Origin of the sequence: Stutzerimonas stutzeri RCH2, from assembly GCF_000327065.1 — a bacterium.
GTDB classification, from domain to species: Bacteria; Pseudomonadota; Gammaproteobacteria; order Pseudomonadales; family Pseudomonadaceae; genus Stutzerimonas; species Stutzerimonas stutzeri_AE.
In genome coordinates this window covers 2,300,277-2,321,746 of record NC_019936.1, presented here as the reverse complement: position 1 = coordinate 2,321,746, position 21,470 = coordinate 2,300,277, and the positions used below count along the sequence as shown (strand labels likewise).

At 63.1% G+C, this 21,470-nt stretch carries 16 protein-coding genes; 8 read left to right on the top strand and 8 right to left on the bottom strand.

Features of this window, described 5'->3' with window-relative positions; genetic code table 11:
* Positions 1–24 precede the first annotated feature (24 nt).
* Both glgX and PSEST_RS10575 read left to right on the top strand, forming a co-directional pair.
* On the top strand, positions 25–2,175 hold the full coding sequence (gene glgX, locus PSEST_RS10580; RefSeq protein ID WP_015276985.1) for a glycogen debranching protein GlgX: 2,151 nt from the start codon (positions 25–27) through the stop codon (positions 2,173–2,175).
* 279 nt (positions 2,176–2,454) lie between these two features.
* Positions 2,455–3,303 carry a M23 family metallopeptidase gene (locus PSEST_RS10575; RefSeq protein ID WP_015276984.1) on the top strand — a complete coding sequence of 283 codons (849 nt, stop codon included), beginning with the start codon at positions 2,455–2,457 and terminating at the stop codon, positions 3,301–3,303.
* A 16-nt stretch (positions 3,304–3,319) separates the two neighbouring features.
* Here the strand turns inward: PSEST_RS10575 and PSEST_RS10570 are convergent, their stop codons facing one another.
* Both PSEST_RS10570 and PSEST_RS10565 read right to left on the bottom strand, forming a co-directional pair.
* Entirely contained in the window at positions 3,320–4,159 is an 840-nt protein-coding gene (locus PSEST_RS10570; protein ID WP_015276983.1) for a DUF2218 domain-containing protein, read from the bottom strand.
* Between the two features lie 27 nt (positions 4,160–4,186).
* Positions 4,187–5,011, bottom strand: a complete 825-nt coding sequence (locus tag PSEST_RS10565; RefSeq protein ID WP_015276982.1) for a DODA-type extradiol aromatic ring-opening family dioxygenase — start codon at positions 5,009–5,011, stop codon at positions 4,187–4,189.
* A 102-nt stretch (positions 5,012–5,113) separates the two neighbouring features.
* Here PSEST_RS10565 and PSEST_RS10560 point away from each other — a divergent pair, with 102 nt between their 5' ends.
* The 5 genes from PSEST_RS10560 to PSEST_RS10540 all read left to right on the top strand — a co-directional run bounded on the left by PSEST_RS10560 (position 5,114) and on the right by PSEST_RS10540 (position 10,368).
* Positions 5,114–6,034, top strand: coding sequence for a LysR family transcriptional regulator (locus PSEST_RS10560; RefSeq protein WP_015276981.1), 921 nt, complete (start codon positions 5,114–5,116; stop codon positions 6,032–6,034).
* 383 nt (positions 6,035–6,417) lie between these two features.
* Positions 6,418–7,335 carry a DUF72 domain-containing protein gene (locus PSEST_RS10555; RefSeq protein ID WP_015276980.1) on the top strand — a complete coding sequence of 306 codons (918 nt, stop codon included), beginning with the start codon at positions 6,418–6,420 and terminating at the stop codon, positions 7,333–7,335.
* Complete coding sequence (locus tag PSEST_RS10550) at positions 7,332–8,135, top strand: endonuclease/exonuclease/phosphatase family protein (RefSeq protein WP_015276979.1); 804 nt, start codon at positions 7,332–7,334, stop codon at positions 8,133–8,135. The genes PSEST_RS10555 and PSEST_RS10550 overlap by 4 nt, the downstream gene beginning before the upstream one ends.
* A complete protein-coding gene (gene clsB, locus PSEST_RS10545) occupies positions 8,132–9,373 on the top strand; it encodes a cardiolipin synthase ClsB (RefSeq protein WP_015276978.1) in 1,242 nt (413 codons plus the stop codon). Before PSEST_RS10550 ends, clsB begins: the two co-directional genes overlap by 4 nt.
* Positions 9,370–10,368 carry a lysylphosphatidylglycerol synthase domain-containing protein gene (locus PSEST_RS10540; protein ID WP_015276977.1) on the top strand — a complete coding sequence of 333 codons (999 nt, stop codon included), beginning with the start codon at positions 9,370–9,372 and terminating at the stop codon, positions 10,366–10,368. The genes clsB and PSEST_RS10540 overlap by 4 nt, the downstream gene beginning before the upstream one ends.
* 281 nt (positions 10,369–10,649) lie before the next feature.
* Here PSEST_RS10540 and glgB read toward each other — a convergent pair whose 3' ends face one another.
* The 3 genes from glgB to PSEST_RS10525 all read right to left on the bottom strand — a co-directional run bounded on the left by glgB (position 10,650) and on the right by PSEST_RS10525 (position 18,330).
* A complete protein-coding gene (glgB, locus tag PSEST_RS10535; RefSeq protein ID WP_015276976.1) occupies positions 10,650–12,863 on the bottom strand; it encodes a 1,4-alpha-glucan branching protein GlgB in 2,214 nt (737 codons plus the stop codon).
* Positions 12,856–16,182 (bottom strand): maltose alpha-D-glucosyltransferase, encoded by a 3,327-nt coding sequence (treS, locus tag PSEST_RS10530; RefSeq protein WP_015276975.1) that lies wholly within the window; start codon positions 16,180–16,182, stop codon positions 12,856–12,858. The genes glgB and treS overlap by 8 nt, the downstream gene beginning before the upstream one ends.
* A 135-nt stretch (positions 16,183–16,317) precedes the next feature.
* Positions 16,318–18,330, bottom strand: a complete 2,013-nt coding sequence (locus tag PSEST_RS10525; protein ID WP_015276974.1) for an alpha-1,4-glucan--maltose-1-phosphate maltosyltransferase — start codon at positions 18,328–18,330, stop codon at positions 16,318–16,320.
* 347 nt (positions 18,331–18,677) lie between these two features.
* On the opposite strand from PSEST_RS10525, the gene PSEST_RS22300 reads away from it, so the two are divergent.
* Complete coding sequence (locus tag PSEST_RS22300; RefSeq protein WP_015276973.1) at positions 18,678–18,842, top strand: hypothetical protein; 165 nt, start codon at positions 18,678–18,680, stop codon at positions 18,840–18,842.
* A gap of 10 nt (positions 18,843–18,852) precedes the next feature.
* Here the strand turns inward: PSEST_RS22300 and fdhE are convergent, their stop codons facing one another.
* The 3 genes from fdhE to fdxH are packed head-to-tail and all read right to left on the bottom strand — an operon-like array spanning position 18,853 to position 21,462.
* Complete coding sequence (fdhE, locus tag PSEST_RS10520) at positions 18,853–19,800, bottom strand: formate dehydrogenase accessory protein FdhE (RefSeq protein ID WP_015276972.1); 948 nt, start codon at positions 19,798–19,800, stop codon at positions 18,853–18,855.
* Positions 19,801–19,822: 22 nt separating this feature from the next.
* Positions 19,823–20,527: a formate dehydrogenase subunit gamma gene (locus PSEST_RS10515; RefSeq protein WP_015276971.1), complete on the bottom strand. Its 705-nt coding sequence runs from the start codon at positions 20,525–20,527 to the stop codon at positions 19,823–19,825.
* On the bottom strand, positions 20,524–21,462 hold the full coding sequence (fdxH, locus tag PSEST_RS10510) for a formate dehydrogenase subunit beta (RefSeq protein ID WP_015276970.1): 939 nt from the start codon (positions 21,460–21,462) through the stop codon (positions 20,524–20,526). Before fdxH ends, PSEST_RS10515 begins: the two co-directional genes overlap by 4 nt.
* Positions 21,463–21,470: the final 8 nt, after the last annotated feature.

The following is a 21,470-nucleotide window of genomic DNA, read 5'->3' as shown; positions in this document are numbered from 1 at the left end:
GCTGAATCCATCCTTGGAGATTTCATGAGTAAGAAAAAGCCCCAAGCGCCACAGGTCATGACCCCATCCAGGATTCGCGAGGGCTTGCCCTTCCCTCTCGGGGCTACCTGGGACGGCCTGGGTGTCAATTTCGCCATTTTCTCTGCCCACGCCACCAAGGTTGAGCTGTGCCTGTTCGACTCCAGCGGTGAAGTCGAGCTCGAGCGCATCGAACTGCCCGAGTACACCGACGAGATCTGGCATGGATACCTGCCGGATGCGCATCCGGGGCTGATCTACGGCTACCGGGTGTATGGCCCGTACGATCCGGAGAATGGCCATCGTTTCAACCCCAACAAGCTGCTGATCGACCCCTACGCCAAACAGCTGGTGGGCGAGCTGAAATGGTCGGAGGCATTGTTTGGCTACACCATCGGTCATCCCGATGGCGACCTCAGTTTCGACGAGCGCGACAGTGCGCCCTTCGTGCCCAAGTGCAAGGTCATCGACCCGGCGTTCACCTGGGGTCGCGATCACCCGGTACAGGTGCCCTGGGACAAGACGATCATCTACGAGACCCATGTACGTGGTTACACCATGCGCCACCCGGCGGTGGCGGACGATGTGCGCGGCACCTTCGCCGGCTTCAAGACGCCGGAAGTGATCGACTACATCCGCAAGCTTGGCGTCTCGTCGATCGAGCTGTTGCCGATCCATGCCTTCGTCCAGGACCAGCACCTGCTCGAAAAAGGCATGGCCAACTACTGGGGCTACAACAGCATCGCGTTCTTCGCGCCGCATCCCAAGTACCTGGCCAGCGGCAAGATCACCGAGTTCAAGGAAATGGTCGCGCACCTGCACAACGCCGACCTCGAGGTGATTCTCGACGTGGTCTACAACCACACGGCCGAAGGCAACGAACGGGGCCCGACCCTCTCCATGCGCGGCATCGACAACGCCTCTTACTACCGCCTGATGCCGGATGACAAGCGTTACTACATCAACGATTCCGGCACCGGCAACACGCTGGACATGAGCCACCCGTGCGTACTGCAGATGGTCACCGACTCGCTGCGCTACTGGGCCACCGAGATGCACGTGGATGGTTTCCGCTTCGATCTGGCGACCATTCTCGGCCGTGAACACGACGGCTTCGACGAACGTCACGGCTTCCTCGTCGCCTGTCGCCAGGACCCGGTACTGGCCAAGACCAAATTGATTTCCGAGCCTTGGGACTGCGGCCCCGGCGGCTATCAGGTCGGCGGCTTTCCACCGGGCTGGGCAGAATGGAACGACCAGTTCCGCGACACGGTGCGCTCGTTCTGGAAAGGCGACGATGGCCAGCTGGCGGATTTTGCCAGCCGCCTCACCGGTTCCGGCGATCTGTTCAACCAGCGCGGACGTCGTCCATTCAGCTCGATCAACTTCGTCACCGCCCACGACGGCTTCACGCTGAAGGACCTGGTGTCCTACAACCACAAGCACAACGAAGACAACGACGAAGGCAACCGCGACGGCAGCGACAACAACCTGTCGTGGAACCACGGCGTCGAGGGGCATACCGAGGACCCGGAGATCAACGAGCTGCGCTATCGGCAGATGCGCAATTTCCTCGCCACGCTGCTGTTCTCCCAGGGCACGCCGATGATCGTCGCCGGTGACGAGTTCGCCCGTACTCAGCACGGCAACAACAATGCCTACTGCCAGGACAGCGAGATCGGCTGGGTGAACTGGGATATCAGCGAGGACAGCTACGGTCTGCTGGGCTTCGCCCGCAAGCTCATCCGCATGCGCCAGCGCTTCCCGATGCTGCGCCGCAGCCGTTTCCTGGTCGGCGCCTACAACGAAGAGCTGGGCGTCAAGGACGTCACCTGGCTGGCGCCGAATGCCGAAGAGATGACCATCGAGCAGTGGGAAGATGCGCACAATCGCTGCATGGGCATGCTGCTCGACGGCCGTGCACAGCCTACCGGCATCCGCCGTGCAGGCTCCGATGCCACGCTGCTGATCATCGTCAACGCGCATCACGATCTGGTGAACTTCGCGCTGCCGGAGGTACCCCAGGGTATCTACTGGAACCGCCTGATAGACACCAATCACCCGACTGCGCGGCCTGAGCGTTTCGACTTCAACGACGAGTACGCGGTGACCGGCCGCTCGTTGTTGCTGCTGGAACTGATCAAGTCCGACGAGTGAGCAAAGGCGCCCCGACCCGTCCGGGTTTGGGGCGCTCCTTCCTGTTCAGGATGGCTACGCCCCTCTCATCCCTCATCACTCTTTCAAGCGGCGCTCTTACCGTGAGCAATCCGGGCCGGATTCACGTTGTGGCTGTGTGCCTTTCAAAAAAACGACATGCGGCAGTGAACCTCGCTGCGTGACCCAAGTCCCAAAACCAGCGCGGCTTCCCTGAACAACCAACGGATTCGTCCTGCTTGTCGCCAGCAGCCTTGTCTTTTCCGTGATGGATCACACGTCATGCTCTTTCTGCGACCGCTTATTTATCCCCTTCTCATGCTGATCGGCCTTGCGCCACTGGCTCCCGCCCTGGCCAGCAGTAATCAACCGAAAGCAACCGACAAGCCAGGCTCGGTGCGCTTGCTGATCAACCGCGCCGGTAGCGGCAAGGCGATGGACGTCAGCAACACGCTGCAGGTGCCGGTCGAGGTCACCCTGCGCCTGACACGCATGGTCAATGTGGCCGGGGTCGGCAAGGGTGTGATCCGCAAGACGGTGCCGGCCAACAGCCGGGTTCGCGTCGCCACGCTGAGCAAACGCCAGGCAGGCGGGCCGATCATGTTCAAGCATTCGTTCAGCTATGCGCTGATCTACTCGCCTGAGCCGGATCAACCCGGCACGGTCGATGGCCCGGCCTATGCCCTGCCCTGGCAAGGCGGCCCTTTTCGTATCTCTCAGGGGGCCGGCGGCGATTTCAGTCACAACTCGCCTAGCGGCCGTTATGCGGTGGACATCGCCATGCCGATCGGCACCCCGATCGTCGCCGCCCGGGAGGGCAAAGTAGTGAAAATTCGCGATGGCCAGGCAGGACGCCTGCCGGACCCGGGCGGCAACTACGTGCGTATCGAACATGACGACGGTACCCACAGCGCCTATCTGCATCTGAGCCGTGGTTCGGTGCGCGTCCAGCCGGGGCAGCAGGTGAAAGTCGGCACGTTGCTCGGCAAGTCTGGCAATACCGGTCGTAGCACCGGCCCGCATCTGCATTTCGTGGTGCAGAAACCCTATGGCAGCTCAATGCTGTCGATTCCCTTCCGCTTTAGCCAGCCGGTGGAATCGCTGCCGAACTTCGCGTTGAGCAGCCAGTGAGTCAGAGCAATCGGCATCAGAGCATGCGCTGCATGATGTCGTCACGTTTGACCAGCCGGTGATACAGGGCTGCACCAACGTGCCCGGCCACCAACAGCACGGTCAGCCAAGCCAGCGGTGAGTGCACGTCACCGACCGAAGCCGCCCAGGCGATTTCCGGGCCTTTTTCTACCAGCTGCTGACCGAACACCTTCAGGCCGTAGCCATTGCCGACCAGATACAGCACACCGGTGATTGGCATCAGCAGCATGCAAGCGTACAGCGCCATGTGGCCGCCCGTGACCAGCCACGCGGTGGCCGGATCATGCTGCGGCCGCTGCTTGAGCTGACTCAGCGACCAGACGATGCGCAGCAACACCAGGACCATCAGCACGGCGCCCAGGGAGACGTGCCAGGGCACCAGGGTCTGGCCGACCCAGTGCTCACCTTCGCCGATGCGGTCGCCCAGTTTGAGAAATTGCCAGACGATCAGCAGCGCCATCAGCCAGTGAAACACCCGCGAAACGGTGCCGTAGCGGCTTCTCGAATCGAGCGTCCGGTTTTCGACCTGCTGTACGGCTGGCGCGGCACCCGCTTCGGATTGCCAGCGGATTACCAGCGACTCGTCGCCGGCCATGCGCTCCAGATGCTCGGCGACCACCTTCTGGAACTGCGGCAGCTTGGCTTGATCGGCAGACTCCAACTGCGCGTGCAGACAGCCCTCACTGGCGCGGAGGCTGCAGCGGCCGAGCGGTAGTTCGATCACGCCGCCCTGCTCGTCCAGCTGCACGGCAAACTTGTGCCGCCAGTGATTGCACAGGCGCTTGATCAAGCGCGACGGATTGCTCGCCGTGATTCGGCTATGGGATCGGTACATGGTGTTCCCCTCGATGAAATGTGCGCGTCAGCCGAACCGGTAGGCCGACAGCGTGGTGTGCATGACGCGGTCGCTGAAGACCTTGCGCCCGATCGAATCGCCAGCCGCGCCGGCAGCCACCAGCAGCGGGATCAGGTGGTCCTCGGCCTTGGGCGGGTGACACAGGCGCGCCGCCGGAGCGTCTTCCCAGCGCTGCAGCGTCCGGTCACGCTCGCCGGGCGGCAGTTCGACCGCAGCGCTGAGCCAATGATCGAATTCGTCTGAAATCGGAGCGAAACGCGGGTCGCCATAGCCGCGCATGTTGTGAAAGCTCATGCCGCTGCCGACGATCAGCACCCCTTCGTCGCGCAGCACCTGCAAAGCGCGACCGGCCTCGATGTGCGCCAACGGGTCGAGATCGTTGCGCAACGAGAGCTGCACCACCGGAATATCCGCAGCGGGGAACATCAGCTTCAGCGGGATGAACATGCCGTGGTCGAAGCCGCGCTGCGCATCCTCACGAACGCCCAGCGCCGCACTGTCGAGCAAGGCGGCGATACGTCCAGCCAGGGCCGGCGCGCCCGGTGCCGGATAGCGCAACTCATAGGTATGCGGCGGAAAGCCGTGATAGTCGTAGATCAGCCCGGGCCGCGCGGCACTGGTGACGCTGAAGGTCGGCTGCAGCCAGTGGCCGGAAACCAGAACGATGGCGGTCGGCTTGGCTGGCAGGGTCGCGGCGATGCCCTTGAGGAAGTCGGCCATCGCATCCCAGGCGTGCCGCGGGTTCCACTCCATGAAGAAGCAGGGCCCCGCGCCGTGAGGGACGAACAGGGTCGGCATGGTTTGGCTGGGCATTGCTGAGTTGGCAGTCATTGCGTTCTGGCTCCAGTGAGGTGTACCAAGCATGGGCTACACTCGCAAGTGTGAGAACCAGGCGAAACGCACTAACAGTTTTTACTCATAGCAGGAGCTGCAATGCTCGACCGAATCACCAGCATGCGCGTTTTCACCCGTGCCGCTACGGCCGGCAGCCTGTCCGCCGCGGCGCGTCATCTGGACATGTCGCCGGCCATGGCCAGCAAGCACGTCGATGCGCTGGAGAGCCGCCTGGGGGTCAAGCTGTTTCACCGCAGCACCCGACGCCTCAGCCTTACCGAGGCTGGCAGCAACTACCTGGAAGCCTGCCAGCGCATCCTGCCGGAGATCGAAGAAGCTGAAGCCAGCGTCGCCTCGCAGCGGATCGAGGCGACCGGGCTGTTGCGCATGAACGTGCCGCTCACATTTGGCACGCAGTTCATCGCCCCGCTCATTCCGGAATTCAGTCGCCGCCACCCGGCGGTAAAGGTGGAACTCGGTCTTACCGACAGCCGCGTCGACCTGATCGACGGCGGCTGGGATATGGCCGTGCGTATCGGCCAGCTGCAGGACAGCTCCATGCAGGCACGGCAGCTTGCAGATTGCCCGCTGGTGGTCTGCGCCGCGCCGCGCTATCTGGACGAACGTGGCGTACCACGCAGCGTCGCCGATCTGGGTCAGCACAACTGCCTGGGTTACAGCCTGCCAAACCTAGCCGCAGCCAAGGTCTGGCCCTTTGGCCGCAATGGCGAGGTGCGCATCGCGGTCAACGGCGATCTGGTTGCCAATAACGGCGAAGCCTTGGTGGCCGCCGCCATTGGTGGCCAGGGCTTGATCTACAAGCCGCAGTTCATCGTGGCCAAGGCGCTGCGCCGCGGTGAGCTGGTCGCCATCGAACTGGATCAGCCATGCGTCGGGCTTGGCGGTATCCATGTGGTCTACCCGCCCGACCGTCGCCCGCCTGCCAAGGTCAGGGTAATGATCGACTATCTGGTCGATGCCTTTTCCGGCAATCAGCCCTGGGCACTCTCCTCAGACTGACCGCGCCGGCCTCGCCCTTCGCCCCGCTCACTCGATGCCGACGCCCTGGCTGAGCGCCGCCGCACGCGCTCGCCGCCATCGCCTGCATAGAAAAAGGTGAACCGCCACCACGCGGAAAAGTCGGAACAGATGTGCACGCGGGCTATTTGGCACGTGTATTTGAAGCGCTCGGCTTACACCGAACGACTGCCCAGCGCAGACCCAAGGCGTTTCCTCGTGTCTTGGTGTCGCAACCGCAGTCTTTCACGCTGAGGCGTTCAAGCATGTATCTGGCGACTTGGAGCGATTATGAAAGCGGTCTATCCCGTCTCTGCTGGCGCAGCTTTCGGCAAAGCCGAGGCCAGCAGGACCATCTTCCTCGGACTGCGCGGTAGGCCTGGGCCATGACAGGCATTCATATCGGTATATCCGGTTGGCGCTATGCGCCCTGGCGCGGTGACTTCTATCCCAAGGGGCTGACACAGAAGAAGGAACTGCAATTCGCCTCGCGCGCGGTGAGCAGCATCGAGATCAACGGCTCGTTCTATGCGCTGCAAACGCCCGAACGTTATGCCGACTGGTACGCCGACACCCCCAAGGGTTTCGTCTTCAGCATCAAGGGGCCGCGTTACATCACGCATGTGCGCAGGCTGCGCGAGGTGGAAAAACCCATCGCCAACTTCTTCGCCTCGGGCATTTTCCAGCTCAAGGAAAAGCTCGGGCCGATCCTCTGGCAGTTCCCGCCATCATTCAAGTTCGATCCGGCGCTGTTCGAGGCATTTCTACGTCAGCTGCCCCACGACACCGAAGCCGCGCTGGCGATTGCCAAGGGCTGCGAGGCGCGCATGGAGGGCCGCAGTTATCTGTCGATCGACCGCAAGCGCCAGATGCGTCATGCGGTGGAAATCCGCAACGCAAGCTTCGTCGACCCCGCATTCATCGACCTGTTGCGTAAATACAAGGTGGCCCTAGTGGTCGCCGATACCGCCGGCAAGTGGCCGCACCAGGAAGACCTCACCAGCGACTTCGTCTATATCCGCCTGCACGGCGCGGAGGAGCTCTACACCAGCGGTTACACCGATGCGGCATTGGACGACTGGAGTCAGCGCATCCAGCGTTGGAGCAAAGGCAGCCAGCCCGACGATGCGCGCCTGATCAGCTCGAGCAAGCCGCGGCCGCGTCGCTCGCGCGAGGTGTACTGCTATTTCGATAACGACGTGAAGGTCCGCGCGCCCTATGACGCGCGGCAACTGCTGCGCCGGCTCGGCCTGGACGCACACCTGCAGGCCACTCCCGGCCAACTAGAAGGAGCAATGGTTTGACTCTGGATAAAGACCATCCCATCGAAAGCGCCGATCTCGATGCCCATATGGCCACGGCGGTCAACTCGATCCGCATTCTCACGGTGAACACGCACAAAGGCTTCACCGCCCTCAACCGGCGTTTCATCCTCCCCGAGCTGCGCGAAGCGGTGCGCAGTGTCTCGGCGGACGTGGTGTTTCTGCAGGAGGTGCTGGGCACCCACGATAAACATGCCATGCGCTTTCACAACTGGCCGGCCACACCGCAATACGAATTCCTTGCCGACAGCATCTGGACCGACTTCGCCTACGGGCGCAACGCGGTCTATCCCGATGGCGACCACGGCAACGCCCTGCTCTCCAAGTTTCCGATCACCCGTTACGAGAACCTCGACATCTCCATCGCCGGCCCTGAACGCCGCGGACTTCTGCACAGCGTTCTACAGGTTCCCGGGCATGACGAGTTCCACGCGATCTGCGTACACCTGGGCCTGCGCGAGTCGCATCGGCAGAAACAGCTGGACCTGCTCTGCAACCTGCTCGATTCGCTGCCCGAAGGGGCACCGGTGGTGGTGGCTGGCGACTTCAATGACTGGCGGCTCAAGGCCACGCAAAAGCTCGATCACTGCGCCGGCCTGCATGAAGCCTTTGCGGTCGCCCATGGCCAGGTCGCCAAGACCTTCCCGGCCCGCTGGCCGATGCTACGGCTGGACCGCATCTATGTGCGTAATGCCAGCACCCACCGTGCGCAAATACTTGGTAACAAACCCTGGACGCACTTGTCCGATCATCTGCCCCTAGCGGTGGAGATACATATATGAGTTACCACTGGAGAGACGGAAATCGCCTTCAGTTACTGGAAAACGGCGAAGAATTCTTTCCTCGAGTGTTCGAGGTGATCGCCCAGGCCAAGAAAGAGGTGCTGCTGGAAACCTTCATCCTGTTTCAGGACAAGGTAGGCGCCGAACTGCAGAAGGCACTGATCGCCGCAGCGGAAAATGGCGCCAGCGTCGACGTAACCGTCGATGGCTACGGTTCCGCTGACCTGCACGGGGAATTCGTCGCAGAGATGACCCGGGTCGGCGTGCGCATCCACATGTTCGACCCGGGCAAGCGCCTGCTGGGTCGCCGGCTCAACGTGTTCCGGCGCATGCATCGCAAGATTGTCGTGGTCGATGGCGAAACCGCGTTCATCGGCGGCATCAACTTCTCCGCCGATCATCTGGGCGACTTCGGCCCGGCGGCCAAGCAGGACTATGCCCTGCAGGTCGACGGTCCGGTGGTGCGCGATATCCACCATTTCGCGCTCAGCCAGATCGCTCCGGACAAGCCTCCGCATCGGTGGTGGCGGCGCCGCCTGCGTCAGCAGACACCGGGCTATGGTGGGGTCAGCCGCGGCGAGGCGCGCTCGTTGTTCGTCGTCCGCGACAACGATCAGCACCGCAACGACATCGAAGAACATTACCTGCAAGCGATTCGAGATGCGCGCTCCAGGCTGTTGATTGCAAACGCTTATTTCTTTCCTGGCTATCGCGTGCTGCGGGAAATCCGTAATGCGGCGCGGCGTGGTGTGCGGGTGCGCCTGATCCTCCAGGGTGAGCCGGACATGCCCATCGCCAAGTTCGGCGCGCGCATGCTCTACAACTACCTGATGCGCGACGGCGTGGAGATCCACGAGTACTGCCGCCGCCCGCTGCATGGCAAGGTCGCGCTGGCGGATTACGAGTGGTCGACGGTGGGGTCGAGCAACCTCGATCCGCTGAGCCTGTCGCTGAATCTGGAAGCCAACCTGATCATCCGCGATCACGTTTTCAACCGGCACCTGCACGAGCGGCTCGATCACCTGCTGCAGACCGACTGCCGGCGCATTCCACTGGAACGGATCATCCGCGGTTTCTGGTGGCGGGCGCCGCTGGCCTTTCTGATCTTCCATTTCCTGCGCCACTTCCCGGGGCTGGTGAACCTGTTTCCTGAACACAAGCCGCGCCTGGAGTTGCTCGACGCCGACACACCAGAGCTCGACACGGTGCCCTCCCCCCTGCAGCGAGAACAACAATGAGCGATACCTCCAAAGGCGAGCCGAAGAGCGGCTGGCGCCGGCGCTGGCCGCTGATCAAGAAGATCCTGACCTACGTCTTCTTCGCCCTTGTGGTCGGCCTGTTGATCGGCCTGGCACGCAATCTCGACTGGCAGGAGGTTTACAACACTCTGCGCAACTACAAGGCGCAGACACTGTGGATGGCTGGCGCGGCGGCGTTCGGCAGTTACGTCGTGTACTGCTTCTTCGATGTGCTGGGTAAACGCTATGCGCGCCATGACCTGCCGATCAGGCAGATCCTGCCGGTGACCTTCGTCTGCTATGCGTTCAACCTCAACCTGAGCGCCTGGGTCGGCGGCATCGCCCTGCGCTTTCGTCTGTATTCGCGTTTCGGCCTGAAGCCCTCGCAGATCACCCGGGTGTTCACCATGAGCATCCTGACCAACTGGCTTGGCTACATGTGGCTGGCCGGAATGATCTTCGCGATGGGCTGGATCAAGCCGCCGGCGAGCTGGGAGATCGGCTTTACTGCGCTGCGGATACTGGGCGGCGGGCTGCTGGTCGCCTGTCTGGTCTATCTGGGGCTGTGTGGCTTTTCCAAGCGCCGTTCATGGACCATTCGTGGCCATGAAATCCAGCTGCCATCGCTGCGGCTGGCGCTGATTCAACTGGTGCTGGGAGCGGCCAACTGGTCGCTGATGGCGCTGGTGGTCTATTACATGTTTTCGCAGAAGGCCGCCTACCCTGAAGTGCTGGGCATCCTGATGATCAGCAGCATCGCCGGCGTGGTTACCCACATTCCCGCCGGGCTCGGCGTTATCGAAGCGGTGTTCGTCGCCATGCTTGCCGACGAAATGAGCAAGGGCGCCATCGTTGGAGGCCTGATCGGCTACCGGGTGATCTACTTCCTGATCCCGCTACTGTTCGCCACGCTGGTCTACGTGGTGCTGGAGGCCCGGGCGAAGAAGCTGCGCAGCAACAACCAGGCCAGCGAACAACAGACGGTGTCGCAGTAGGCCGGGCTGGCGAAGCGACGGTCTTGGGAGGACCGCACCCGAATGAGCTGCCGGCCTCTTCGCGGCCACGGCAGCTCCCCCAGGAAGAGTGCTGGTAGCGTTGGTGAAACGATCAAGGAAGCTCACGCCCGCGAATCCAGCTGACGCTTTTGCCTCCATGGACGGATACGCAGCGCAACTTCTCAAGACCGTCTCAAGAGGCTCCCGCAACGGCGCCTCACTCCCTACAAAAGAAAACGCCGCCCGGGTTACCCCGAGCGGCGATTTTGTAGCCGCAACTGCTACGCCTGCGGGCGCAATACCAGCAAGCCCAAAGGCGGCAGCGTCAGCGTAAGGGAAACCTTCTCGCCGTGGCTCTCGATCGGCTCGGCAAGCATGCCGCCGCCGTTGCCGGTGTTGGACCCGCCGTAGCATTCGGCATCGCTGTTGAACACCTCCAGCCACCTGGCCTCGACCGGCACGCCAATCCGATAGGCCTCACGCACCACCGGTGTGAAGTTGGCGATCACCAGCAGCGGCTGCCCGGTCGAACTCTTGCGCAGCCAGGCAAACACGCTATTGGCGCGGTCATCGCCGATCAGCCACTGGAAGCCACGCGGATCGCTGTCCAGTTCGTGCAGGGCCGGCTCCTGGCTGTAGAGGCGATTCAGATCGCGCACCAGGTTTTGCACGCCACGGTGATCGGCCTCTTCAAGCAGGTGCCAGTCCAGCTCGCGGTCGTGGTTCCATTCACGCCACTGGCCGAACTCGCTGCCCATGAACAGCAATTTCTTGCCGGGGTGCGTCCACATGAATGACAGGTAGGCACGCAGGTTGGCGAACTTCTGCCAGCGATCACCCGGCATCTTGTCGATCAGCGAACCTTTGCCGTGGACCACTTCGTCGTGGGAAATCGGCAGGACGAAGTGCTCGGAATAGGCATAGACCATGCTGAAGGTCATCTTGTCGTGATGGTACTGCCGGTTGATCGGGTCTTCCTGAACATACTTCAGTGAGTCGTGCATCCAGCCCATGTTCCACTTGTACGAGAAGCCGAGGCCTCCTTCGCTGGTGGGCTTGCTCACGCCGGGGAACGCGGTTGACTCTTCGGCGATCACCAGCGCGCCCGGCGTTTCGGTGGCCACCACATCATTCAGATGGCGCAGGAAGTCGATCGCCTCGAGATTCTCGCGACCGCCGTGGCGGTTGGGAATCCACTCGCCATCCTTGCGTGAATAGTCGCGGTAGAGCATCGAAGCCACGGCATCCACACGCAAAGCGTCGACATGGAATTCGCGAAGCCAATGCAGCGCCGAGGCCAGCATGAAGCCGTGCACCTCGGTACGGCCGAGGTTGTAGATGTAGGTATCCCAGTCCTGATGGAAGCCCTCGAACGGGTGCGCGTATTCATACAGCGCGGTGCCGTCGAATTCGCCCAGGCCATGGGCATCGGTGGGAAAATGCGCCGGCACCCAGTCGAGGATCACGCCAATGCCGGCGTTATGGCAGGCGTCGACGAACTCGGCGAAATCATGGGCATTGCCATAGCGCGCGCTGGGCGCGAACTGCGAAAGCAGCTGGTAACCCCAGGAGCCGCCGAACGGATGCTCCATGATCGGCATCAGCTCGATATGGGTGAAGCCCAGGTCCACGACATAGGGGATCAGGCGCTCGGCGAGTTCGTGCCAGTCATACAGGCGGCCGTGGTCGCCGCCGTCGCGTCGCCAGGAGCCGGCGTGCAGCTCATAGATGCTCATCGGTGCGTTGACGGATTGGCGCGACGTGCGCTGCTGCATCCAGCCCTGGTCTTTCCACTGGTAATCCAGCGGCCGCGCGACAACCGAAGCGGTTCCCGGCGGGTGTTCGGTGGCCAGGGCGATGGGGTCGGCTTTCAGCGGCACGATGCCGTTTGGCCCGAGAATCTCGTATTTGTAGGTGTCGCCCGGCTGCAGGCGCGGAATGAACAGCTCCCACACGCCGGAGGGAAAGCGCAGCCGCATCGGATGACGGCGACCGTCCCAGCCGTTGAAGCTGCCGACCACCGACACGCGACGGGCATTCGGCGCCCATACGGCGAAGCGCACGCCCTGCACACCGTCGACCTCCAGCACCTGCGAACCGAACACTCGTCCGATCTGGCGGTGGTTGCCTTCGGAGAACAGGTGCATGTCCAGCTCACCGAGCTGCGGGCCGAAGCTGTAGGGGTCTTCGCTGATCTGCTCGCCGCCGGCCCAGCGGGTTTTCAGCAGATAGGGTTGCTGGTGAGGCAGCCGGGTAAAGAAAAAGCCTGGCACCTGCCCCTGCTCCATCACAGCCAGCAACTGCTGCTCGCGGTCGAGCACTTCGACACCCAAGGCGTTGGGCAGGTAGGCGCGGATCACCACGCCATCGCCATCCGGATGCGGCCCGAGGATGGAAAACGGGTTGCCATGTTCGGCTCGCACCAGGGCGTCTACATCGGTATCGCTGGGCATCAGGGTTTCCCCTGGCATGGTCAGAACCGGGCGATCAGTCATTGGAACCTCCATCTAAAAACTGTTGTGCCAGGGCCAGCAATCCCTGTAGCGGGACGGGCAACCAGGCCGGGCGGTTCTCCGCTTCGTAAACGATCTCGTATGCGCATTTTTCCAGGCTGAACAACAGCAGTGCAGCATTCGCGCCATCCTGCTCGCGCCAGTCATGCGGCAATTCGGCTGTCGCCTGCCGATAGGCCTCCATGAACACCTGCTGCGCGCTGCTCTGGTAACTGGCGGCGATGCGCTCGCGAGCCTGATCGGCTTCCGGTGTGCTGTCGCTGATCTGCGCGCCGCGAATGGTCATGGCCGCCGCGTATTCGAACGAGCGCAGCAGGCCTGAGACATCCTTGAACGGGCTGTGTTTCGCGCGGCGTTCATCCAGCGAGCGGGCCGGTTCGCCCTCGAAGTCGATGAAATAGGCATCGCCCTGCACCACCAGTACCTGACCGAGGTGCAGGTCGCCGTGCACACGGGTGCGCACACCGCCAACCGTTCTAGCGGCCAGACGTTTCACTTGTGCGATCAGCTTGTCGCGGCGTTGGAGCAGCTGCCCCACGGCAGCGGCGTCCTTGCGCTCGAGATTCGAACGATGCTCGTCGATCCGCTGCAGTGCCTGTTCGAGCTGCGCAGTGACGCTTTGCTCCCACTGCTCGGCATCTGTCTTGCTCGTGCTTTCGTAGGCGAACGCGGCATCGTCGGTCTGCGCCGCGAGCGCCATGTGCATCTCGCCCAGACGCTGGCCGAGCAACTGGTTGAACGACTGCAATTCGTCCAGCGCACTGAACTGATTCTCGTGCATCGACACGCCGCCGGCGATTTCGTCACGCACGGCACGATCGAGGTTGTTCAACGTCCACACCCACGCATCGCCCTGACTGTCGAGGAAATGCTGAATCACCATCAGGGCGATCGGCTCGCCCTGCTTGTTGATCCGGCTGACCTGGCCGAGCATGCCGGAGATATGGGCGAAACCGCGTGCGGTGAGAAAACCGCCCATTTCCAGTTCAGGATGGATACCCGGTGCCACCCGACGGAGCAATTTGATCATCACCTTGTTGTCGATGATCGCCGAGCTGTTCGACTGCTCCGCCGAGATGAAGCGAACCTCCGGTTGGGCCAGCAGTTGCAGGTCGGCCAGCTGCGGCATCGGCACAAAGCGGATCTCACCGTCGTTGCATGCCAGCACCAGTTCATCACGCAAGCCCTGAATGACCGCCGCGCTGAACTGCTCAAGGGCGAAGGCATCGGTCATCAGACCGACCTGCGGCCCGCGGCGTACCCGCGCCAGGGCCAGTTGCTGTGGTAACGCGACCTCGAAATCGGTCTCGGCCAGAAAGCCTAGCGGCAGCTGGTACAGATCGCTGCGCCCGGCGGATTCCACACACAGCTCACTGAGCAGTACCGGCCGGTTCGGATCGCCGAACGGCACGCAGTAATTGATCCGGATGGACTCGATGGCCACGTCCTTGGCCGCGAACCAGCGCCGCTTCGGCAGGTAGGCCGGCAGCGCTTCGGCTTCGAGCGTGCGGCGGTTGGCTGCGGTCAGCGTGTCGAGGCGCTTGAGCACCAGGGTCTGGAAGTCCGGCATGGTTTCCACCGGCTCCTGGTGCCAGCTCGGCATCTGGTTGGTCGGTGCCAGCTGGAACCAGTAGAAGCCGTAAGGTGGCAACGTCAGCAGGTACGGCAGCTGGCCGATGGGCGGAAAGGCGCTGCCACCGACCATCTCCACCGGGACCATGCCGGCGTACTGCGACATTTCCAGTTCCGCCGCCTGCGCCGAACGGGAGACGTTGGCCACGCAGAAGATGATCTCAGTGTCGCCGTTGGCTCCTGTGAACTCACGCAGATAGGCGAGGATGCGCCGGTTGCTCGGTGCCAGCATCTTCAGCGTGCCACGTCCGAACGCCTTGAACTGCTTGCGGATGGTCAGCATCCGTCGCGTCCAGTTGAGCAGCGAATGCGGGTCGCGCTGCTGTGCTTCAACGTTGATCGTGTAGTAGCCGTAGAGCGGGTCCATGACCGGCGGCAGCACCAGGTTCGGCGGGTCGGCGCGGGAGAAGCCGCCGTTGCGGTCCACCGACCACTGCATGGGCGTACGCACGCCGTCGCGGTCGCCGAGGAAGATGTTGTCGCCCATGCCGATTTCGTCGCCGTAATAGATCACCGGCGTGCCCGGCATGGAGAGCAGCAAGCTGTTGAGCAGTTCGATGCGCCGGCGGTCACGCTCCAGCAGCGGCGCGAGACGGCGGCGGATGCCCAAATTGATCCGCGCGCGCTTGTCCGAGGCGTAGTAATTCCACAGATAGTCGCGCTCGCGGTCGGTCACCATCTCCAGCGTCAGCTCATCGTGGTTACGCAGGAAGATCGCCCACTGGCAGTTTTCCGGGATATCCGGGGTCTGGCGCAGGATGTCGGTGATCGGGAAACGGTCTTCCTGGGCGATCGCCATGTACATGCGCGGCATCAGCGGGAAGTGGAACGCCATGTGGCATTCGTCGCCCGGGCCGCCGTCTTCTCCACCGAAGTAGAGCTGGGTGTCCTCCGGCCATTGATTGGCCTCGGCCAGCAACATGCGATCCGGGTAGTTGGCGTCGATCTCTGCGCGGATGGCTTTCAGCACCGCGTGGGTTTCCGGCAGGTTCTCGTTGTTGGTGCCGTCGCGCTCGACCAGATAGGGAATGGCGTCCAGCCGCAGGCCGTCGATGCCCATATCCAGCCAGTAGCGCATCACGGCCAGCACGGCCTTCATCACCTGAGGGTTGTCGAAGTTCAGGTCCGGCTGGTGCGAATAGAAGCGGTGCCAGAAGTACTGCTTGGCCACCGGATCCCAGGTCCAGTTGGACTTCTCGGTGTCGAGGAAGATGATCCGCGTACCGTCATACTTTTCGTCGGTGTCGGACCACACGTAGAAGTTGCGCGCCGCCGAGCCCTTGCGGGCCTTGCGGGCGCGCTGGAACCAGGGATGCTGATCGGAGGTGTGGTTGATGACCAGCTCGGTAATCACCCGCAACCCGCGCTTGTGCGCCTCGGCAATGAAGCGCCGGGCATCGGCCATGGTCCCGTACTCAGGATGCACGCCGCGGTAGTCGGCGATATCGTAACCATCGTCACGCCGTGGCGAGGGATAGAACGGCAACAGCCAGATGGTATTGACCCCAAGGTCGGCGATGTAGTCCAGCTTATCGATCAGTCCGGCGAAATCGCCAACTCCGTCGTTGTTCGAGTCATAGAAGGACTTGAGGTGCACCTGATACACCACCGCATCCTTGTACCAGAGCGGGTCCTTGATGAATGCCGCTGGTTTGCGCGGTTTTGCCATGTTCTTCATTCCTGTCGCGGTGTGAAGGCCCGGCCAGATCGGCGACCGGGCAACGGCAGAACTTCAGCTGGAAATCACATTATGAAAATCGCATAACTAGCTGATTTTCAATGATTAGAAGCTGCGTTCGAGAATCTACTTTAGGTCTGGATCGGGTTGCTGCGCGGTCAGGCGCCAGATGCCGAACGGCAGATGCGCTGGGTCGATGCGCATCCACTGGGTCTTGCCGTACCAGGTCCAGCGGTGGCCATTCATCAGGTCCTCACCCTGGGTATGCGCGTCGTCGGGCAGACCGAGCTCCCACAGCGGCAGCTCGAAATGCGCTTCCTGGGCGTTGTGCGGATCGAGGCTGATGGCTACCAGAATGAAGTTCGACAGGTCAGGCGTGCGCTTGCCGAAATAGAGGATGTTGTCGTTCCAGGCGACGTAGGCCTTGAACCCCAGGTGCGTCTGCAGCGCGGGGTTCTGTCGGCGAATGCGATTGAGCTGGGCGATCTCGGCGATGATGTTGCCCGGCGCGTGGTAATCGCGGAAGCGGATCTGGTACTTCTCGGAATCGAGGTACTCCTCTTTGCCCGGAATGGCGGCCGATTCGCACAGCTCGAACCCCGAGTACATGCCCCACAGCCCCGAGCCCATCGTCGCCAGCGCGGCACGGATGAGGAAGCCGGCGCGGCCGGAGTCCTGCAGGAAGAACGGGTTGATGTCCGGCGTATTGACGAAGAAGTTTGGCCGGTAGCAGTCGCGCAACGGCGGTTCGTTCAGCTCGGTGAGGTACTCGCTTAGTTCCGCCTTGGTGTTGCGCCAGGTGAAGTAGGTGTAGCTCTGGCTGTAACCGATCTTGCCCAGACGCGCCATCATCCCGGGGCGGGTAAAGGCTTCGGAAAGGAACATCACGTCGCGGTCGCGCTCGCGGATGTCGGCGATCAGCCATTCCCAGAACGGCAGCGGCTTGGTGTGCGGGTTGTCGACCCGGAACACCTTCACGCCCTGCTCCACCCAGTGCCAGACCACGTCGCGCAGCGCCAGCCAGAGATCGGGCACGGCGTCCTCGGCATAGAAGTCGACGTTGACGATGTCCTGATACTTCTTCGGCGGGTTTTCGGCGTATTTGATCGTGCCGTCCGGGCGCCAGGAGAACCAGCCCGGGTGCTCTTTCAGCCAGGGATGGTCCTGCGAGCACTGGATGGCGAAATCCAGGGCGATCTCCAGACCATGCTCACGCGCCGCCGCAACCAGCTCGCGGAAATCGTCCAGCGTGCCCAGCTCCGGATGGATGGCGTCATGACCGCCTTCTTCACTGCCGATGGCGTAGGGGCTGCCCGGATCGTTCGGGCCGGCCTGCAGGCTGTTGTTGGGGCCTTTGCGATGCTGACGACCGATGGGATGAATCGGCGGAAAATACAGCACGTCGAAACCCATGTCGCGAATTGCCGGCAGGCGCTTGTGCACGTCACGGAAGGTGCCATGACGACTGGGGTCATCGGTTTCCGAGCGCGGGAACAGCTCGTACCAGCTGGCGAACTGCGCCAGCGTGCGCTCGACATCCAGCGGATAGACGCGGCTGCGGCTGCAGTGCTCGCGTGGGTCGGCTGCGGCCATCGCGACAGCGGTTTCCGGCGCCAGCAGCAGCGAGACGCGCTCGTCGTCCGAGTGGGCCAGGGAAAGGCGGTGGGACAGGTCATCGAGCACTGCACGATTCTCGCCCTGGGCCCGAGCGGTGGCCTTCTCCAGCAGCAACCGCCCTTCTTCCAGTTCCAGATGCACCGGCACGCCAGCCGTGTGTTTTTTCGACAGCTCGTAGCGATAGCTTTCGAATACGTCCCACCAGGCCTCGATGACGAACTCGTGCTCGGCCACCTGGGTCGGGGTGAACTGGCCTTGCCAGGCATCGTTGCCCAGTAGCTTCAGCCGCGCGCGGCGCCAGTTGCTCTCGCCCTTTTCGCGCCAGCACACGGCGGCGGCCAGCTGGTCATGGCCATCGGCAAAGATCTTGCTCGTCACCACCACCGGCTGGCCGATGACCGCCTTGGCGGCGAAGCGGCCTTCATCGACCACCGGCAAGGTGGATTCGATGGCGATGCGTGGCATCTGCAGGGCTTCTTCGAGTCGAGGGTGGATCGTCGCGTTGGGCTGGGCATCACTCATCGAAAGGGCTCCTGAGGCGCATGGGTTCGGTTGCCCGAGCCGCCTCTGGATGCGTCATCGTGCGGTTCGGGAGGCGACCGGTACGGTTTTTGTCGGCTCTTTCTTCCGAGCCAAGGGGCCTTGGAAAGTTCAGCCTCCGGCGCCCGTTGGCATGCCCTTCCGGCGGTCGGTCAGCAGCCTTGCCGAGCCGCTCGGCACGCTATTGGAAATGCGGGATGATCGCGGTCGAGCCAATCGTCGGCAGGCAGTGCACCGCCGACGGTTGACCGGAACCCGTGCCAGCGCCGCGCCTCAATTCAGGATGCTTGCCGCTACCGCGCAAGCAGCGCTTCATCAGGAGAACGACCATGACCCATGCACGCCCCGATGTGCCTCAACCGGATCCGATCGTGCACGATCAACCCGGTGATGTGCCGCAGGTCCCCTGCGCCGAAGAGCTGGACGAGCACAAGCCTGGCTCGCCCTATGGCAATCAAACGGTGGTCGATGCCGACAGCCCGCAGCCGGCATGACCGCTGCGTCCTAGTCGCCGAACACCAGCAGCGGGTTGTAGCCGCTTCTGGCGTAGACGCCCTCGGCGGCCAGCATCAGGTCCAGCGGCAGGCTGGCGAGATCGTCGGCGACCGGGTCGGCGCGGCCTTGCAGTTGCCGCAGCACGATCTTCAAGTAGCTTTCGCAGGCGCCGCAGGCTTCCGCCTGGACTGGCAGGAACGGCTCGCCCTGCTCGTCGTCCAGCTCCAAGTAGAGCAGTTGCCCACCCGTCTCGCAGTTGCTGCACTTGACCCGCTCCAGGTGCCACTCCGTGGCGCACAGCGCGCAGTGCAGGGAGCGCACGCCACTGCGATTGGGTTCGTTGTGCACCACACTCGCCACTGGCGGCGAGCCGCAGCAGGGGCACAAGGCGCGCGCCTCAGCCAGCGGTTGCGCTGGCGGGCGTGGCAATCCAGCCGCGAGCCGTGCCCAGGCCACCTGCAACGCGGCGGCCACCAGCGGCATCAGGCCACGCGTGGCTTCGCTGCCGGGACGTTGCTCCAGCACATCGTCGGCGATCGTCTGCAGTGCCTCGGCATCCGCTTCACGCAGCGCTTGCAGCAACGGCCTCTGCCGCTCACCGACGTGTAATTCCAGGGCAGCGACGATGGCTAACAGGTCGCCCTGCCAGTCCAGATCGCGGCGCAACGCACGAAAGCCCAGGGGCGGCATGCGATGCGCGAAGGCCTGGTCGAACGCATCCGGCGCGGGGTGCCAGGCCGGCTCGCGACCGCTGAGTACCTGGTGCTGCGCTTGTGCCACACGGCCCATGAAGTCGAGAAACTCGTCCAGCGCCGGCACCATCACCATCAGCTCGCGCAGCCGCAGCGCGCGGCGGCTGAACAGCTGGTCGTCCGGCAGCACGACCTCGGGCGGTTCCATGATCGTGGTGGGTGCATAGCCGAATTCATGGCCTGCCGCTCCGCGTTTTCCTTTCATGCTCGATTCCCTTGCTGTTCAGTCATGTTCGATTTCTGCTGGCCGCGGCATCACCGGGCTCGCGATGGGGCAAGGCCGACTCGTCGCCGCGTTTCTCGCCGGCCATGACCTCGTCGTACCAGAGCTTGTGGTGATGCCGCGCCCAGGCCGGGCTGACCCGGCCCTGGGTCATCGCGCGGATCGAGCCTTTGACCCAGATGGCCGAATAGACGTGGATGATCAGCGTGAGGATGGCGACGAACGCTGTCAGCGCGTGGATCAACGCCGCCCAGCGCAGCGCCCAGATCGGCATTTCACTGGCTACCCAGGGCCGCCAGAGCACCACGCCGGTTACCAGCAGCACTGGCACCGTGGCCAGAAACACCCAGTACACCAGCTTCTGCCCAGCGTTGTTCTGGCCCACCGGCGGCAGGCGCTCGTCCCGGTTGGACAGCACGTCGCCAATCTGCCGCGTCCATTGCACGTCGTAGCGGCGGAACAGGTTGGCGCGAAAGAAGCGCACCGCCTGGATCAGGAAGAACAGTGTCATGAACACGCCGATGTACGGGTGCACGATGCGCGTCGGCTCCGGCCCGCCGAACAGCGCGGTAAGGCCGAAGAACGCCGGATAGAACAACGCCAGCCCGCTCAAGGTGAGCAGCACGAAGCAGATCGCGACGATCCAGTGATTGGCCCGCGCCCAGGGGCCATAGCGCAGGATGCCCTTGCGTACGTTGGAATGACTCATGGCCGCCGCTCCTCATCGCGCAGGTTCTGCTCACGCTCGGCGTTCGCCTTCGCTGGATCGGGATCGTCCTCTGGCTCCTCCTTCGGCCCCTTGGTCATGTAGTGGAAGAACCCGGCCAGCACCGACACGCCCAGTACCGCGGACATGATCGGCTTGGTCACGCCTTTCCACATCTCCACCGTCGGGCTGATGTGCGGGTCCTTCGGCAGGCCGCTGTAGATCTCCGGCTTGTCGGCATGCTGCAGCACGTAGACCACGTGGGTGCCGCCGACGCCGGCCGGATCGTACATGCCGGCATTCTCGTAGCCGCGCTCGTTGAGCTTGCCGACCCGGTGCGCACCGTAGTCGAGCATCTGCTCCTTGGTGCCGAACTGGATAGCACCAGTCGGACAGCTCTTCACGCACGCCGGCTCCAGGCCGTGATAGACGCGGTCGGAACAGAGCGTGCACTTGTAGGCCTTGTTGTCCTTCTTCGAGATACGCGGAATGTTGAACGGGCAGCCGGCCACGCAGTAACCGCAGCCAATGCAGTGCTCGGAGTTGAAGTCGACGATGCCGTTGGCGTACTGCACGATGGCGCCGGGCGACGGGCAAGCCTTCAGGCAGCCCGGCTCGGCGCAGTGCATGCAGTTGTCCTTGCGGATCAGCCACTCGAGGTCGCCCTCCTCGTTCTCGTACTCGGAAAAGCGCATGACCTCGAACGACGACGGCGTCAGGTCCTGCGGGGCGTTGTAGGTGCCGTCGCATTCGCCGACCTCGTCGCGCAGGTCGTTCCACTCCATGCACGCCACCTGGCAGGCCTTGCAGCCGATGCACACCGACACGTCGATCAGCTTGGTCACCTTCTCCACGCCGCCGGAGCGGATCTGCGGCGAAGGCTCGGTAGTCGCCGAACGCGCGATGATGTTCTGCAGGTTGATCTGGTCACCTCGCATCAGGCGTC

Excerpts from the sequence above, each read along its gene's own strand:
- glgX (WP_015276985.1), top strand. The coding sequence starts at position 25 with ATGAGTAAGAAAAAGCCCCAAGCGCCACAGGTCATGACCCCATCCAGG.
- PSEST_RS10575 (WP_015276984.1), top strand. The coding sequence starts at position 2,455 with ATGCTCTTTCTGCGACCGCTTATTTATCCCCTTCTCATGCTGATCGGC.
- PSEST_RS10570 (WP_015276983.1), bottom strand. The coding sequence starts at position 4,159 with ATGTACCGATCCCATAGCCGAATCACGGCGAGCAATCCGTCGCGCTTG.
- PSEST_RS10565 (WP_015276982.1), bottom strand. The coding sequence starts at position 5,011 with ATGACTGCCAACTCAGCAATGCCCAGCCAAACCATGCCGACCCTGTTC.
- PSEST_RS10560 (WP_015276981.1), top strand. The coding sequence starts at position 5,114 with ATGCTCGACCGAATCACCAGCATGCGCGTTTTCACCCGTGCCGCTACG.
- PSEST_RS10555 (WP_015276980.1), top strand. The coding sequence starts at position 6,418 with ATGACAGGCATTCATATCGGTATATCCGGTTGGCGCTATGCGCCCTGG.
- clsB (WP_015276978.1), top strand. The coding sequence starts at position 8,132 with ATGAGTTACCACTGGAGAGACGGAAATCGCCTTCAGTTACTGGAAAAC.
- PSEST_RS10540 (WP_015276977.1), top strand. The coding sequence starts at position 9,370 with ATGAGCGATACCTCCAAAGGCGAGCCGAAGAGCGGCTGGCGCCGGCGC.
- glgB (WP_015276976.1), bottom strand. The coding sequence starts at position 12,863 with ATGACTGATCGCCCGGTTCTGACCATGCCAGGGGAAACCCTGATGCCC.
- treS (WP_015276975.1), bottom strand. The coding sequence starts at position 16,182 with ATGGCAAAACCGCGCAAACCAGCGGCATTCATCAAGGACCCGCTCTGG.
- PSEST_RS10525 (WP_015276974.1), bottom strand. The coding sequence starts at position 18,330 with ATGAGTGATGCCCAGCCCAACGCGACGATCCACCCTCGACTCGAAGAA.
- PSEST_RS22300 (WP_015276973.1), top strand. The coding sequence starts at position 18,678 with ATGACCCATGCACGCCCCGATGTGCCTCAACCGGATCCGATCGTGCAC.
- fdhE (WP_015276972.1), bottom strand. The coding sequence starts at position 19,800 with ATGAAAGGAAAACGCGGAGCGGCAGGCCATGAATTCGGCTATGCACCC.
- PSEST_RS10515 (WP_015276971.1), bottom strand. The coding sequence starts at position 20,527 with ATGAGTCATTCCAACGTACGCAAGGGCATCCTGCGCTATGGCCCCTGG.
- fdxH (WP_015276970.1), bottom strand. The coding sequence starts at position 21,462 with ATGCGAGGTGACCAGATCAACCTGCAGAACATCATCGCGCGTTCGGCG.